This is a genomic window from Rhizobium leguminosarum bv. viciae (assembly GCF_012276115.1).
Classification (GTDB): Bacteria; Pseudomonadota; Alphaproteobacteria; order Rhizobiales; family Rhizobiaceae; genus Rhizobium; species Rhizobium leguminosarum_T.
Genome location: NZ_WIEU01000007.1, coordinates 163711 through 179106 on the forward strand (window position 1 = coordinate 163711; position 15396 = coordinate 179106).

The following is a 15396-nucleotide window of genomic DNA, read 5'->3' on the forward strand; positions in this document are numbered from 1 at the left end:
CTGAAAAGACGAGAGGGCTCTGTAGAACCGCACCGGCCCGTCATGGACCGGTGCGGAACTGCCTTGCCGCCTTGGGACGTCATGTCCGGCGGCGGCGCGGCTTTCGGCGTCAATATCAGGAAAACAGACCCTTATGATTCACGATTTCGAGAACGTTCTCGCGGCCTCCGGAATATCGAAATTCTTTCCCGGGGCCGTCGCCTTGGATAAGGTCGATTTCACGCTCCGCAGAGGCGAGGTGCATGCATTGCTGGGCGAAAACGGCGCCGGCAAATCGACGCTGATCAAGTGCATCACCGGCGCCTACCATCGTGACGAGGGCAGCCTGACGCTGGACGGCCAGGAAATCAATCCGGCCAATACGCTCGCCGCCCAGAAGCTCGGCATCGGCACGGTTTACCAGGAGGTCAATCTCCTATCCAATCTCAGCGTCGCCGAAAACCTCTTTCTCGGACGCCAGCCAAGGCGTTTCGGCATGACCGACGTGCGTGCGATGAACCGCAAGGCGCGCCACCTGCTCACCGGCTACGGCGTCGATATCGACGTCACCGCCGAACTCGGCCGTTTCTCCGTCGCCGTCCAGCAGGTGGTTGCCATCGCCCGTGCCGTCGATCTCTCCGGCAAGGTGCTGATCCTCGATGAGCCCACCGCAAGTCTCGACAATCAGGAAGTGGCGCTGCTCTTCCGCATCATCGAAGACCTCAAGAAGCGCGGCCTCGGCATCGTCTTCATCACCCATTTTCTCGAGCAGGTCTATGCGATCAGCGACCGTATCACCGTGCTGCGCAACGGCAAGCTCGTCGGCACCCGCGACGCCGCCGATCTGCCGCGCCAGGGCCTGATCGCGATGATGCTCGGCCGCGAACTGGCCCATGTCGAGGAGACGGTCAGGGAACACAGCCTTGCGGCGGGTGATGTTCGATACCGTTTTTCAGGTTATGGCAAACGTGGCAAGGTCAAACCGTTCGACCTTGAAGTGCGCGCCGGAGAGGTGGTCGGCGTCGCCGGGCTGCTCGGTTCCGGCCGCACCGAAACCGCCGAACTGCTCTTCGGCATCGAACACGCCGACAGCGGCAGCGCCACGATCGACGGCCAGCCGGCGACGATTTCGAGCCCCCGCGCGGCGATCGCAAAGGGCTTCGGCTTCTGCCCGGAGGACCGCAAGACCGATGGCATCATCGGCGACCTGTCGATCCGGGAAAACATTGCCCTGGCACTGCAGGCCCGCCGCGGCTGGACGCGGCCGCTGTCGCGCGCCGAGCAGAACACGCTCGCCGACCGCTACATCAAGGCGCTCGATATCCGCACCACCGATCGCGAGAAGCCGATCCGGCTACTGTCAGGCGGCAACCAGCAGAAGGCGATCCTTGCCCGCTGGCTGGCGACCAATCCCAAGTTTCTGATCCTGGACGAGCCGACCCGCGGCATCGATGTCGGTGCCCATGCCGAGATCATCCGGCTCATCGAAGAGCTCTGTGCCGGCGGCATGTCGCTGATCGTGATTTCCTCGGAACTTGAAGAGCTTGTCGCTTATAGTTCACGTGTTATCGTACTTCGCGACAGGCAGCATATCGCCGAACTGACAGGCGAACGTATCACCGCTGCCGGCATCGTCGATGCCATCGCTGCGGCCGAGCACAAGATGGAGGATGCATGAGGTCCTCGCTGAAAGCGCTGGCATATCGCCTGGCGCCGCAATTGATTGCGCTCGTTGTCATTCTTCTGTTGAATTTCATCACGTCACCGCAGTTTTTTAATGTTGTGGTTCAGAATGACCGCCTCTATGGCAGCCTGATCGACGTGCTGAACCGCGGCGCGCCGGTGGCGCTGCTGGCGATCGGCATGACGCTGGTCATCGCCACCAAGGGTATCGACCTGTCCGTCGGTGCGGTCATCGCGATCTGCGGCGCCGTCGCCGCCTCGTCGATTGTCTCAGGAAATTCAGTTTCTTATACCATTGTCCTGACGCTTGCGATCGGGCTTGCCTGCGGTATCTGGAACGGTTTCCTGGTGGCAGTCCTCAATATCCAGCCGATCATCGCGACGCTGGTGCTGATGGTGGCCGGCCGCGGCATCGCCCAGTTGATCACCGAAGGCGCCATCCTGACCTTCAACAATGATGGGCTCACTTTCTTCGGCAGCGGTTCGCTGGCTCTCCTGCCGATGCCTGTCGTCATCTGGCTTCTCGTCGGCCTGCTCGTCATCCTGCTCGTCCGCCGCACGGCGCTCGGCATGCTGATCGAGGCCGTCGGCATCAATCGCCGCGCCAGCACGCTTTCCGGCATTCAAACGCCGGTGCTGCTGATGGCGGTCTATATGCTGAGCGGGATCTGCGCCTCGATCGCGGGCATCATCGTCGCAGCCGACATCAAGGGCGCCGATGCCAATAATGCCGGCCTCTGGCTGGAGCTCGACGCGATCCTTGCCGTCGTCGTCGGCGGCAATTCGCTGCTCGGCGGACGTTTCAGCATTCTCGGATCGCTGATCGGTGCGATGATCATCCAGGCGGTGAATACCGGCATCCTGTCCGCCGGCTTCCCGCCTGAATTCAACCTGATCATCAAGGCCGTCATCATTATCGTCATCCTCGTCATCCAGTCGCCGGCGGTACAATCGCTCGCCATCTTCGCCAGCCGCCGGCAGGGCGCTAGGGAGCAGCCGAAATGAACTCCAAATACCTGCCGCTGCTTGCGACCATCGTCATCTTCGTGTTCGCCTATGCCGGCTGCGCACTGCAATATCCGAACATTCTGTCGACGCGCGTCATCGGCAATCTTTTGACCGACAACGCCTTTCTCGGCATCGCCGCCGTCGGCATGACCTTCGTCATCATTTCGGGCGGCATCGATCTGTCGATCGGCTCGGTCATCGCCTTTACCGGCGTCTTCCTGGCGGTGATCCTGCAGAATACCTCGATCCATCCGCTGCTCGCCTTCGCGCTGGTGCTCGTCATCACGACTGCCTTTGGCGGTATCATGGGCGCGATCATCCACTATCTCGAAATGCCGGCCTTCATCGTCACCCTTGCCGGCATGTTCCTGGCGCGCGGCATGGCCTTCGTGCTCTCGATCGACAGCATCCCGATCAATCACGAATATTATTCGACGCTGACGAGCCTCTATTACCGTCTGCCCGGCGGCGGGCGGCTGACGCTGATCGGCGGCATCATGCTTCTGGTCTTTGCCGTCGGCATCTTCATCGCCCAGCGCACCCGCTTCGGCACCAATGTCTATGCGCTCGGCGGCGGGACGCAGACGGCGCGGCTGATGGGCGTGCCGGTCGGCCGCACGACAATCCAGATCTATGCGTTGTCGGGTTTTCTCGCGGGTCTATCCGGGATCGTTTTTTCGCTGTACACCTCTGCCGGATATTCTCTTGCAGCAGTCGGCGTCGAACTCGATGCCATCGCGGCGGTCGTCATTGGGGGGACGCTGCTGACCGGAGGAGCGGGATTCGTGGCGGGAACCTTGATCGGTATCCTGATCCAGGGGCTCATTCAGACCTACATCACCTTCGACGGCACGCTGTCGAGCTGGTGGACCAAGATCCTGATTGGCCTTTTGCTGTTTGCATTCATCTTGATGCAGAAAGCAATCCTGTTCGTTTCCAGTCTGAACAAGAGGTACGCCTGAGGGGGGAGACGGATCGCTTGCGCTACAAATTGGACGAGACACGCAAGACGGGGCGTAGAACCCGGACGAGCCACGCTCAGGTGGTCGACGAACTCGGCAAGGCGATCGTTGCCGGCACCTATCCGGTCGGCTCGATCCTGCCAGGCGATACGGAACTGGCGCAACGCTTCAAAGTGTCTCGCACGGTGTTGCGCGAGACGATGAAGACGCTCGCCGCCAAAGGCATGGTCGTCGCCAAGGCACGGGTCGGTACGCGTGTGACCGAGAAGAACCTCTGGAACATGTTCGACAGCGAGATCATCGCCTGGCACTTCGACAATGGCGTGACGGAAGAGTTTCTGCTGCAGCTCTACGATATCCGTCTCGCCTTCGAACCTTTCGCCGCCGGTCTCGTCGCCGAGCGGGCGAATGCCGAGGAGATCGAGATGCTGCGCGGGCTGGCGCTCGAGATGGCGGCGTCCGGTCATACGGCCGACAGCCTGGCACTCGCCGACCTTCGTTTTCACCTGGCGATCGCCGAAGCCTCGCACAATCCCTTCATGCGGACACTGGGCAGTCTCATCGAAGCAGCCCTCGTCGGCATGTTCCGGATGAGCACGCCGCCAACCGAAAACGGCTTCGCCAATATCGCCGATACCCATATGCGCATCGTCGATGCGATCGTTTCCGGCGATAACGCCGCCGCGCGCCGTGCGATGGAGGACGTCATCCTCGACGGCCGCCATCATGTGCATGAAGCTTTCGAGGCCCGCGGGTCCGAGGCCGTCACAGGGTCGATTTCGGCCGCCATTTCACCCTTGTGAAGGCTTTGTTTGTCTGCAGCGCCGCGCATCTTTCGAGAGGCGCAAAGGAGGCTGCAGCACTTTGAATGGCTGCATGATTTTATCCTTAAATCGATTCCGATTTAGGGAATTATGCAGTATGAGGCGATAAAGCCGCCTTACGGCGCGGATTCGCGGAGCAAATCATGGAACGCACTTGTCTTGCCGTCATCCTTGCCGCCGGTGACAGCACGCGGATGAAGTCCTCGAAATCGAAGGTCCTGCATCCGGTCGCCGGACGGCCGATGATCGCCCACGTGGTCGAGGCGGTCGCCTCCGCCGGCATCTCATCGGTCGCCCTTGTCGTCGGCCGTGATGCCGAGGACGTGGCAAAGGCGGCGAGCATCGGCGGCGTCGACATCGAATCCTATCTGCAGAAGGAACGCCTCGGCACCGGCCACGCGGTGCTGGCCGCGCGCGAAGCGATCGGTAAGGGCTATGACGATATCCTCGTTACCTATGGCGACGTGCCGCTGCAGACCGACGGACCGCTGAAGGCCGCCCGCCAGGGCCTTGCCGATGGCAGCGATGTCGTCGTCATCGGCTTCCACACCGACCGCCCGACCGGCTACGGCCGCCTGCTCGTCAAGGACGGCGAACTCATCGCCATCCGCGAGGAAAAGGATGCGACCGATGCCGAGCGCACCGTGACCTGGTGCAACAGCGGGCTGATGGCGATCAACGGCAGAAAGGCGCTCGATCTTCTCTCGCGCATCGGCAATGCCAATGCCAAGGGCGAATTCTATCTGACCGATCTCGTCGAGATCGCCCGTTCGCTCGGCGGACGCGTCACCGCGGTCGATGCTCCCGAGATCGAGATGACCGGCTGCAACAACCGGGCCGAACTCGCCGTCATCGAGCGCTTCTGGCAGGAGCGCCGCCGCCACGAGATGATGCTTTCAGGCGTCACCATGATCGCGCCGGAAACGGTTTTTCTCGCCTACGATACCGTCATCGGCCAGGATGCGCTGATCGAGCCGAACGTCGTCTTCGGTCCCGGCGCGGTGATCGACAGCGGCGCCGTCATCCATGCCTTCTCGCATATCGAAGGCGCGCATGTCAGCCAGGGCGCGACCGTCGGCCCCTTTGCGCGGCTGCGTCCGGGTGCGGATCTCGGCACCGGTTCGAAGGTCGGCAATTTCTGCGAGGTCAAGAACGGCCGGCTCGGCGAGGGCGCCAAGGTCAACCACCTCACCTATATCGGTGATGCCGTCATCGGCGCCGGCAGCAATATCGGCGCCGGCACGATCACCTGCAACTATGACGGCGTCAATAAGAGCGAGACGGTGATCGGCGAAAACGCCTTCATCGGTTCCAATTCTTCGCTGGTCGCGCCGGTGACGATTGGCGACGGCGCCTATATCGCCTCCGGCAGCGTCATCACCGCCAATGTACCGGCCGACGCGCTGGCGCTCGGCCGTGCCCGGCAGGAGATCAAGCCCGGCCGTGCGGCGCTGCTGCGCGAGCGTGCGCTCGCCATCAAGGCGGCGAAGAAGGCGAAAGCCTGACCCTTCGAACGGATTTTCCAGCATTCCAGTTTGACGGAATGCCGGACAAATTGGTATTTTGCATTAGGAGGGCTTCCAAGCTGCCGTCTACCGGTAGGAAAGGCAGGTGAGAACCGATTTTGCAAAAAGGGTGGGTGCTTCCGCCATCATGAGGTGGCCGGTATCGGGAATGTTTATTCGCATGGTGCAGGCCTCGTTGGCCCAATCAGGAACATTCCAACCGCTGGCCGAGCGCGCGCCCGCAATCAGGTACACCGGAATCGAGGACGCTATCAGGTTACGGATGCCCGCGAGATAGCTGTCATGACTGGTGGCGGCGACGACAGCTTTCGCCTGTGCCTTGATAGTAGACGCAGGTTGATTGGAAAGCCAACGTGTTGCAAGTGCTGAAGTCCAAGGATTTATTGGCACGCCAGCAGCGGCGATCCAAGCGTCAGCATCAGCCTTGTAGCCGTTTATGATTTCAGTGACTTCCATTTCCGGCTTTTCGGCTATCTGCCCGGACCAGAATGCATCCTTGAGTGTGAAATTGCCTTCAACGCTCGTGAAGGACGCCACCAGATCGGGGTACAGCGCACAGACAAGCGCGGATACCGCACCTCCAACAGAATGACCGACCAAGTGTACCTTATTGCCCCCTGATCGGTGAATGTGCTCCGCGATATGATTTGCCTGATCACTAAGAGCCAGGTTCTCGACATTTCTGTCCTGATGTCGTCCGTATCCGATCAGGTCGGGTGCCTGAATCTCCACTTTGCCAAAAGCGGCCAAGATCTCCGGCTCCGCTAAATTTCCAAAGAGGCCATGCACAAGAACAATCGGAGCATCCAAAAAAGGCATCGCTAAAAGTCCGGTTAGCAATTTAATGGCTTATCCCGTCCGCACAGGTAGACGCTACTAATAGTCTATCGAGGGAGGGAATCTGTCCCCAAATCGAGGGACGAGCGGCCCTCGGGGCGGAGGACGGATTATCAACGAGGTTTGGATCAGGCCAGATTCGCTGAGCTATGTCGCGTCAGGCCGCAGCGGTGGCCGACTGATCCACAGATGTTGTCGGAGTTGGGAGGCAAAACGCCACCAGCGCACGGGGCAGCATTTGCCCCCTAGCTGCCGCTGAAACATCGCCGCAAGAGTTGCAAAGAGTCGCGACCCGCAGTGACCTTCCTTGCGAGCATGGCTAAACCAACCTTCATGCGTGAGATTCAGCTCGACCTATTGTTGCGATCTATAATTTAGTATAGCCTAATATATCTGGTGTCCGTTCCGGACGGGGGGCTTTCAAATGAGAATCGGCTTTAGCTTGCTCGCGAGCGCGGGTTTCTTCGCTATTGGATGCGTCTCGGCGCTGGCCCAACAGCCGACCGGGGTGCAAGGGTCACCAGGGGCAACCACGACAATTGACGGACGCCAGCTTCCGCCGCCTGATCCGAAATTCGGCGGCGTCATTGAGGAGAAGGCCTCGGACTCCAAGCCATGGTGGCCCCCGCGCGTGGTGCCGCTGAAAGGCGCTCCCAACGTGCTCCTCATTATGACCGATGACCAGGGTTTCGGCGCTCCAAGCACATTCGGCGGCGTTATACCCACCCCTGCGATGGATCGCATCGCGAACCAGGGGCTACGCTTCACGAACTTCCATTCGACGTCGCTCTGCTCACCGTCGCGGGCGGCTTTGATTACGGGACGCAACCATCACTCCGTCGGGTACGGCGTTGTCGGCGAAATAGCGACGGGCTACCCAGGTTACGATTCGATCATTCCGATTGAGAAAGGCACCATCGGCACAATCTTAAAGGAGAACGGCTATGCGACGTCGTGGTTCGGCAAAGACCACAACACGCCGTCGTATCAGTCGAGCCAGGCCGGGCCATTCAATCAATGGCCGACCGGCATGGGTTTCGACTATTTCTACGGCTTCGTCGGCGGTGACGCCAGCCAATGGCAACCGAACCTCTTCCGCAACACGACGGCCATCTACCCGTTCGAGGGCAATCCCGGCTGGAACATGGAAACGGCGATGGCCGACGAGGCGATCCAGCACGTCAGGCAATTGAAGGAGATCGCGCCAGGCAAACCATGGATGGTTTACTACGTGCCTGGTGCCACCCATGCGCCGCATCACCCTACGCCGGAATGGATCAAAAAGATCGGCGACATGCACCTCTTCGACGGCGGCTGGAACAAGCTGAGGGAGACGATCTTCGCAAACCAGAAGCGGTTAGGCATCATGCCCGAGAACGCCAAGCTGACGCCTTGGCCAGACAGTCTGCCTACATGGGATACGCTCAGCTTCGAGGAGAAGAAGCTGTTCATCAAGCAGGCGGATGTTTACGGGGCCTACCTGGCCTATGCCGACAATGAGATCGGGCGTCTCATCCAGGCGGTCGACGACCTCGGCGAGCTCGACAACACCTTGATTATCTACATCGGCGGCGACAATGGCGCGAGTGCCGAAGGCATGCTCAACGGCACGCCGAACGAGTTCACCACCTTCAACGGCGTTTCCGTGCCGGTCAAGGACCAATTCCTCTGGTATCCGTTCTGGGGATCGGAACGGACGTTTCCGCATTTCGCGGCAGGGTGGGCCTGGGCGATGGACACACCATTCAAGTGGGTGAAGCAGGTGCCGTCGCACTTCGGTGGCACCGCGCAGGGCATGGTCATGTCGTGGCCCGGTCACATCAAGGACCTCGGCGGCATCCGCCGCCAGTTTTCGCACGTCATCGACATCGTGCCGACAATCCTCGAGGCTTCGGGAATTCCTGCGCCTGACAAGATCAACGGCATCGATCAGAAACCTATTGAAGGCACAAGCATGATGTACACCTGGGACAAGGTGAGCGCCGATGCCCCGACCAAGCACACGACGCAATACTTCGAGATGCTCGGCAATCGCGCGATCTATCAGGACGGATGGGTGGCAGCCACGACACCGGCCACGCTCCCATGGGAACTGAGCACCAAGACGCCCCCTGATGTCATTACCGGGTACAACTGGGAGCTCTATGATGTCAACGATGACCCCACCCAATCCAACGACCTCGCCGCCAAGATGCCTGACAAGCTCAAGCAGATGCAGGATCTCTTCTACTCCGAGGCGAAGAAGTACCACGTGCTGCCACTCGACAACTCGACGCTTGCGCGGTGGAATGCCCCACGCCCAGACCTCACTGCTGGACGGACGGAGTTCTCCTATGCGGGCGAACTCATCGGCGTGCCGAAGAGCGCAGCCCCGAGCATCTTGAACAAGTCCTACACTATCACCGCCGAGGTCGAGATACCCGATGGCGGCGCGGAAGGCATGATCGTTACCGAGGGAGGACGGTTCGGCGGCTACGGCCTGTTCCTCAGCAAGGGCGACTTTGGCGTCGGCAGGAGCCGGGTCGTGTTCCTCTACAACCTCCTCGACCTCAAGCGCACGATGTGGGAAGGGCCAGAACTGGAACCCGGCAAGCACACCATCGTCTTCGACTTCAAATCGGACGGTCCTGGTTTGGGCAAGGGTGGTGCCGGCATCCTGTCCGTGGACGGCCAGGAAGTGGCCAGGAACTCATTGGAACATGGCACTCCGGTCACATTCCCGGAGGACGAAACCTTTGACATTGGTCAGGACACTCGCACCGGGGTCGCATTGGTGGAGTATCGTTATGACGCTCCGTTCAAGTTCACAGGCAAGATCGACAAGCTGACCTTCAAGTTGGCCGAAGAGGCGAAAGCGAAGCCCTAGTAACGTCTCGTCAAGATATGCACTATCGGGAGAGCAGCCTGATGATCGCCTCAATGAAATGGCCACTGGCGTTGGCCGCGATCGGCGAGGCCGCTACCGGGGCGGCTTTGCTCATTGTACCGTCGAGTGTCGGCGAGCTGTTGCTCGGCGAGGCCCTGACTGGAATGGCAAATGCCGTCGCCCGCGTGGCAGGCACAGCCCTGATCGCGTTGGCGGTTGCCTGCTGGCGAAACTCACCACTACTTGGCATGCTGACCTACAGCGCAGTGGTCACGCTTTATCTTGCTTACTTGGGTCTCGTGGGTGGATTCACAGGCGTTCTGCTGTGGCCAGCAGTCGCGGCTCATGGAGTGCTGTCAGTCTTTCTCGGCCGAATGTGGCTTTCCACTGAGGTGAGATAGAAGCAGTTTGCTGCTACGAATGAATGACCGCCTTTGGCGCATTCCCCGTCCCTGACGTTTGACGGAGATTGGTGGCATTCGCTACTTCAGTTCGCATGTTCTCCGTCGTCCTCCGGCTATTTTCAAGCCCATGGGAACATGGCGGAGGTAGCCCCTGGCGATGTCTTCGGGTACCAGGCTCGGCGGATGGACATATCGCCGGTTGCCTCGTTCCTCGCCCCGCCGCCTGGACGGAAGCGCGGAACGTTTGGGTTTCCTTATGCAACCAGCCTTGCGTAACCGGCGGAAATTGAAAGTGACCGCCGAGGTGATTGAGAAATAAGCAGGAATCGTTAGGACTGGCCTCGTTGTCGAAGCCTTTATGGGGATACTATATGTGCGGCATTGTGGGGATCGTCGGAACTGCGCCTGTTGCCGGGCGCCTGGTCGATGCGCTGAAGCGTCTCGAATATCGCGGTTACGATTCCGCCGGCGTCGCCACCATTCATGACGGCGTGATGGATCGCCGCCGCGCCGAGGGCAAGCTGTTCAATCTGGAAAAGCGCCTCGACAGCGAACCGCTGCCCGGCACCGTCGGCATCGCCCACACGCGCTGGGCGACCCACGGCGTTCCGAACGAGACCAATGCCCATCCGCATTTCGTCGAAGGCGTCGCCGTCGTCCATAATGGCATCATCGAGAACTTCTCCGAGCTTCGCGACGAGTTGACCGAAGAGGGTTCGGTCTTCGAAACCCAGACCGACACCGAAGTCGTTGCCCATCTGATGGCGAAATATTTGCGCGAAGGCCTGGAGCCGCGCGCCGCCATGCTGAAGATGCTGAACCGGGTAACCGGCGCCTATGCGCTGGCCATCATGCTCAAGGCCGATTCCGGCACGATCATGGCCGCCCGTTCCGGCCCGCCGCTTGCCGTCGGCTATGGCCGCGGCGAGATGTTCCTCGGCTCGGACGCGATCGCGCTCTCACCCTTCACCAACGAGATCACCTATCTCGTCGACGGCGATTGCGCCATCCTCACCCGCGACAGTGTCGCGGTGCTCGATTTCGCCGGCAAGCCGGTCAAGCGCGCCCGGCAGATCTCGCAGGCGACCGCCTATGTCGTCGACAAGGGCAACCACCGCCATTTCATGGAAAAGGAAATCTACGAGCAGCCGGAGGTCATCTCCCACGCGCTCAGCCACTATGTCGATTTCGCCGAGAACACGATTGGCGCCAATGCCGCCGCGATCGACTTCAAGGCGGCGACCGGCCTTGCGATCTCGGCCTGCGGCACCGCCTATCTCGCTGGCCTCGTCGGCAAATATTGGTTCGAGCGTTATGCCCGCCTGCCTGTTGAAATCGACGTCGCCTCCGAATTCCGCTACCGCGAAATGCCGCTGTCGCCGTCACAGGCCGCTCTCTTCATCTCGCAGTCCGGCGAGACCGCCGATACGCTGGCATGCTTGCGTTATTGCCGGGACAACGGGCTGAAGATCGGCGCCGTCGTCAATGTTCGCGAATCGACGATCGCGCGCGAATCCGACGCCGTCTTCCCGATCATGGCTGGCCCCGAAATCGGCGTCGCCTCCACCAAGGCCTTCACCTGCCAGCTTGCCGTGCTGGCAGCGCTGGCGATCGGCGCCGGCAAGGCGCGCGGCACGGTGAGTGCTGACGAGGAGAGGGCGCTGGTGCGCCATCTCGCCGAGATGCCGCGGATCATGAGCCGGGTGCTGAACCTCATCCAGCCGCAGATGGAAGGCCTGTCGCGCGAGCTGTCGAAGTGCAAGGACGTACTCTATCTCGGCCGCGGCACCAGCTTCCCGCTTGCCATGGAAGGTGCGCTGAAGCTCAAGGAAATTTCCTATATCCACGCCGAAGGTTACGCCGCCGGCGAATTGAAGCACGGCCCGATCGCGCTGATCGACGAGAACATGCCTGTTATCGTCATCGCCCCTTACGACCGTTTCTTCGAAAAGACCGTCTCGAACATGCAGGAGGTCGCAGCCCGCGGCGGCCGCATCATCTTCATCACCGACGAGGCCGGTGCGGCGGCCTCGAAACTGCCGACCATGGCGACGATTACCCTGCCTGTGGTCGACGAAATCATCGCGCCGATGATCTTCTCGCTGCCGATCCAGCTGCTCGCCTATCACACCGCCGTCTTCATGGGCACCGATGTCGATCAGCCGCGCAACCTGGCGAAATCCGTGACCGTGGAATAAGCCTGCAACGCCGGGAGCGCCGTGCCGAAACATATTGTGCGGCGCCCCGAATTCTGGCAATTTTGGTCTGCGGACAAGGGGGAAGGGCCGGCGTTCCGGCCCGTCCAGGACTGAGATGGAGTTCATCAGGAAACGATGGCCGACAACACCCCCAGAATGCCGGTCGCGACGCGGCTGAGGAATAATTTTCTCGCAGGACTGATCATCTGCGCGCCGATCGCGATTACCATCTGGCTGACCTGGACCTTCATCCATTGGTCGGACAGCTGGGTCCGGCCCTATATTCCGGCGCGCTGGAATCCGGAAAGCTATCTCAATTTCGCCATTCCCGGCTTCGGCCTGCTGATCGCCGTCGTGCTGATCACCGTCGTCGGCTTCCTCGGCAAGAACCTCATCGGCCAGAGCATCGTCCGGTTCGGCGAATCGATCGTTCAGCGCATGCCGCTGGTGCGCACGATCTACAGAAGCGTGAAGCAGATTTTCGAAACCGTGCTGAAGGAACAGGCGAACTCCTTCAAAAAGGTCGGCCTCATCGAATATCCGGGTCCCGGCCTCTGGGCACTGATCTTCATCGCCACCGACGCCAAGGGCGAAATCGCTTCGAAGTTCAATGCCATGGGCCAGGACATGGTCGCCGTCTTCCTGCCGCCGACGCCGGTGCCGACGGCCGGCTTCCTCATCTTCGTGCCGCGCGAAAAAATCGTCATGCTCGATATGTCGCCGGAAGACGCCGCCAAGTTCCTGATTTCAGGCGGGCTTGTGGCGCCCGAACATAAGCCGGCCGATCCCAAGCAGAAGCATTTGCCGCGGCCGAAGCCGGTGGCGGTTTCCAAGGCTGACTGATGCATGTCGCCCAAAAGTGTTCGGCGGTTTTGGGGTAACGACATGCATGGAACAAAGACTTAAAGCGCGCCTCGGCGCGCTTTAACCCGCTCTCAAGAACCGGATCGCCTCGTCGCGGCGGAAAAGATAAAGCAGGGTGCGGATCGCCGTTCCCCTCTCGGTGGTCAATTCCGGATCCCGCTCGATCAGGTAAGCCGCATCCTTACGGGCGATCTCCAGCAGGTCCGCATGCGCCTCGAGGCTGGCGATGCGGAAACCCGGCGTGCCGGATTGCCTCGTGCCGAGCAATTCGCCTTCACCGCGCAGCTTCAGGTCCTCCTCGGCAATGCGGAAGCCATCCTCCGTCTCGCGCATGATCGAAAGCCTGGCATGGCCGGTCTCGCCGAGCGGCCCCTTGTAGAGCAGGATGCAGGTCGAGGCCTCGTCGCCGCGCCCGACGCGGCCGCGCAGCTGATGCAATTGCGCCAGGCCGAAGCGTTCGGCATGCTCGATCACCATGATCGTCGCATCCGGCACGTCGACACCGACCTCGACGACGGTCGTGGCGACGAGCAGCCGGGTCTCGCCGTTCTTGAACGCCATCATCGCCGCGTCCTTCTCCGGCCCGCTCATGCGGCCGTGGATCAGGCCGATGCCGGGGCCAAGTGCGGCGACCAGCGTCGCATGCCGCTCCTCGGCCGACATCAGGTCGAGCTCTTCGGACTCTTCGACCAGCGGGCAGATCCAGTAGGCCTTTTTGCCCTCGGCGATCGCGCCTTGCAGTCGGCCGACGATTTCGCCGGTCCGTTCCATCGGCACGGTGATCGTCTGGATCGGCTTGCGGCCGGCCGGTTTCTCGGTGAGCTTGGAGACGTCCATATCGCCGAAGGCGGCAAGCACCAGGGTGCGCGGGATCGGCGTCGCCGTCATGACAAGCATATGCGGCGAGAGGCCCTTGGCGGTCAGCCGCAGGCGCTGATGCACGCCGAAACGATGCTGCTCGTCGACGACGGCAAGCATCAGATTGGCGTAGGCGACGCTGTCCTGGAACAGCGCATGCGTGCCGATGATGATCTGGGCAGCACCCGAGGCGATTCGCTCCAGGATTTCCTCTCGTTCGCGTCCCTTGGTGCGCCCGGTCAGCACCTCGATGCTGAGCCCGGCGGAGGCGGCGAATTTCGAGATCGTCGCGTGGTGTTGCCGCGCCAGGATTTCGGTCGGCGCCATCAGCACGGCCTGGCCGCCGCTCTCGATCACCGCCGCCATCGCCATCAGCGCCACCAGCGTCTTGCCAGAACCGACATCGCCCTGCAGCAGCCGCAGCATGCGCTCGTTGCCGGCCATATCCTTCAAAACCTCGGCGATCGCCTCGTTCTGGCTGCCGGTAAGCGAGAAGGGCAAGCTCTTCAGGATCTTGCTGCTGATGGCGCCGGTGGCATGCACCGGTTGGCCCGCCACCTTGCGCAGCCTCTGCCGCACCAGGCTCAGCGACAGCTGGCCGGCGAGGAATTCGTCATAGGCAAGCCGCCGCCGGGCAGGGGCCTGCGGGTCGATATCGGTGGGGTCGCGAGGCTCGTGCAGCATGTGGAAACTGTCGCGGATCGACGGCAGGCCTTGTTTCTCGGCCAGCGCCAGGTCGATCCATTCCGGCAGCTCGGGAAAACGCGGCAGGCCGGCGTCGATGATCTTGCGTAGCGTCTTCGGCGAAAGCCCCGCCGTCAGCGGATAGATCGGCTCGACCAGCGGCAGGCTCTCCGCCTCGTCGGCCCTGACGATATAGTCCGGATGCACCATCGAGGCGCGGCCGTTGAACCAGTCGATCTTGCCGCTGACCGTCACCTCCGCGTCAACAGGCAGCTGCTTTTCCAGCCATGCCGCCTGTCCGCGAAAGAAGACCAGCGTCAGCTCGCCGGTCTCGTCATGCAGGAAGACGCGATAGGGAGTATTGCTTTTGCCGCGCGGCGGCACCTGGTGCCGGTCGACGCGCGCCGTGATTGTTACGATCGCGCCCTGCGGCGCGCGGGCGATGCCCGGCTGGTTGCGCCGGTCGATCAGCGAGAAGGGCGCGTGAAAGAGCAGATCGATCACCCGGCAATCCTCCAGCGTCTCGCGCCCGAGCAGCTTGACGAGCAGCTCGGCGATCTTCGGTCCGACGCCCGGAAGGCCCGAAATGGGGGAAAACAGAGGATCGAGAATGGCGGGGCGCATGCGGCCAAAATGCGATGAATAATGCGGCCTTGGCAAGGCTGACAAGCCGCTTTCGAGGGTCTATAGAGGCGCATCAACA

General features: G+C 61.4%; 11 protein-coding genes. 9 read left to right on the top strand and 2 right to left on the bottom strand.

Features of this window, described 5'->3' with window-relative positions; genetic code table 11:
- The first annotated feature begins 133 nt into the window (after positions 1-133).
- The 5 genes from ytfR to glmU all read left to right on the top strand — a co-directional run bounded on the left by ytfR (position 134) and on the right by glmU (position 5961).
- Complete coding sequence (gene ytfR / locus GFM02_RS15430) at positions 134-1657, top strand: galactofuranose ABC transporter, ATP-binding protein YtfR (RefSeq protein WP_168271859.1); 1524 nt, start codon at positions 134-136, stop codon at positions 1655-1657.
- Positions 1654-2667: an ABC transporter permease gene (locus tag GFM02_RS15435; RefSeq protein ID WP_168271858.1), complete on the top strand. Its 1014-nt coding sequence runs from the start codon at positions 1654-1656 to the stop codon at positions 2665-2667. Before ytfR ends, GFM02_RS15435 begins: the two co-directional genes overlap by 4 nt.
- Entirely contained in the window at positions 2664-3632 is a 969-nt protein-coding gene (yjfF, locus tag GFM02_RS15440; protein ID WP_168322077.1) for a galactofuranose ABC transporter, permease protein YjfF, read from the top strand. Before GFM02_RS15435 ends, yjfF begins: the two co-directional genes overlap by 4 nt.
- A 17-nt stretch (positions 3633-3649) precedes the next feature.
- Positions 3650-4435 carry a FadR/GntR family transcriptional regulator gene (locus GFM02_RS15445; RefSeq protein WP_168271856.1) on the top strand — a complete coding sequence of 262 codons (786 nt, stop codon included), beginning with the start codon at positions 3650-3652 and terminating at the stop codon, positions 4433-4435.
- 164 nt (positions 4436-4599) lie between these two features.
- Positions 4600-5961, top strand: a complete 1362-nt coding sequence (gene glmU, locus GFM02_RS15450) for a bifunctional UDP-N-acetylglucosamine diphosphorylase/glucosamine-1-phosphate N-acetyltransferase GlmU (RefSeq protein WP_168271855.1) — start codon at positions 4600-4602, stop codon at positions 5959-5961.
- An 87-nt stretch (positions 5962-6048) separates the two neighbouring features.
- Here glmU and GFM02_RS15455 read toward each other — a convergent pair whose 3' ends face one another.
- Positions 6049-6801, bottom strand: a complete 753-nt coding sequence (locus tag GFM02_RS15455; protein WP_168271854.1) for an alpha/beta fold hydrolase — start codon at positions 6799-6801, stop codon at positions 6049-6051.
- 442 nt (positions 6802-7243) lie between these two features.
- On the opposite strand from GFM02_RS15455, the gene GFM02_RS15460 reads away from it, so the two are divergent.
- The 4 genes from GFM02_RS15460 to GFM02_RS15475 all read left to right on the top strand — a co-directional run bounded on the left by GFM02_RS15460 (position 7244) and on the right by GFM02_RS15475 (position 13130).
- Positions 7244-9685, top strand: coding sequence for an arylsulfatase (locus GFM02_RS15460; protein WP_168271853.1), 2442 nt, complete (start codon positions 7244-7246; stop codon positions 9683-9685).
- Between the two features lie 41 nt (positions 9686-9726).
- Positions 9727-10086, top strand: coding sequence for a hypothetical protein (locus GFM02_RS15465; RefSeq protein WP_246729051.1), 360 nt, complete (start codon positions 9727-9729; stop codon positions 10084-10086).
- A gap of 374 nt (positions 10087-10460) precedes the next feature.
- The gene (gene glmS / locus GFM02_RS15470) at positions 10461-12287 is read left to right on the top strand and encodes a glutamine--fructose-6-phosphate transaminase (isomerizing) (RefSeq protein WP_168322078.1); all 1827 of its coding nucleotides are present in this window, start codon (positions 10461-10463) and stop codon (positions 12285-12287) included.
- A 135-nt stretch (positions 12288-12422) separates the two neighbouring features.
- The gene (locus GFM02_RS15475) at positions 12423-13130 is read left to right on the top strand and encodes a DUF502 domain-containing protein (RefSeq protein ID WP_168266048.1); all 708 of its coding nucleotides are present in this window, start codon (positions 12423-12425) and stop codon (positions 13128-13130) included.
- Between the two features lie 81 nt (positions 13131-13211).
- Here the strand turns inward: GFM02_RS15475 and recG are convergent, their stop codons facing one another.
- Complete coding sequence (recG, locus tag GFM02_RS15480; protein ID WP_168322079.1) at positions 13212-15317, bottom strand: ATP-dependent DNA helicase RecG; 2106 nt, start codon at positions 15315-15317, stop codon at positions 13212-13214.
- Between the last annotated feature and the right edge of the window lie 79 nt (positions 15318-15396).

Bases quoted from the DNA above. Each gene is read 5' to 3' on its own strand.
- glmU (WP_168271855.1), top strand. From the start codon at position 4,600: ATGGAACGCACTTGTCTTGCCGTCATCCTTGCCGCCGGTGACAGCACG.
- ytfR (WP_168271859.1), top strand. From the start codon at position 134: ATGATTCACGATTTCGAGAACGTTCTCGCGGCCTCCGGAATATCGAAA.
- GFM02_RS15435 (WP_168271858.1), top strand. From the start codon at position 1,654: ATGAGGTCCTCGCTGAAAGCGCTGGCATATCGCCTGGCGCCGCAATTG.
- glmS (WP_168322078.1), top strand. From the start codon at position 10,461: ATGTGCGGCATTGTGGGGATCGTCGGAACTGCGCCTGTTGCCGGGCGC.
- yjfF (WP_168322077.1), top strand. From the start codon at position 2,664: ATGAACTCCAAATACCTGCCGCTGCTTGCGACCATCGTCATCTTCGTG.
- GFM02_RS15455 (WP_168271854.1), bottom strand. From the start codon at position 6,801: ATGCCTTTTTTGGATGCTCCGATTGTTCTTGTGCATGGCCTCTTTGGA.
- GFM02_RS15465 (WP_246729051.1), top strand. From the start codon at position 9,727: ATGATCGCCTCAATGAAATGGCCACTGGCGTTGGCCGCGATCGGCGAG.
- GFM02_RS15475 (WP_168266048.1), top strand. From the start codon at position 12,423: ATGGCCGACAACACCCCCAGAATGCCGGTCGCGACGCGGCTGAGGAAT.
- GFM02_RS15460 (WP_168271853.1), top strand. From the start codon at position 7,244: ATGAGAATCGGCTTTAGCTTGCTCGCGAGCGCGGGTTTCTTCGCTATT.
- recG (WP_168322079.1), bottom strand. From the start codon at position 15,317: ATGCGCCCCGCCATTCTCGATCCTCTGTTTTCCCCCATTTCGGGCCTT.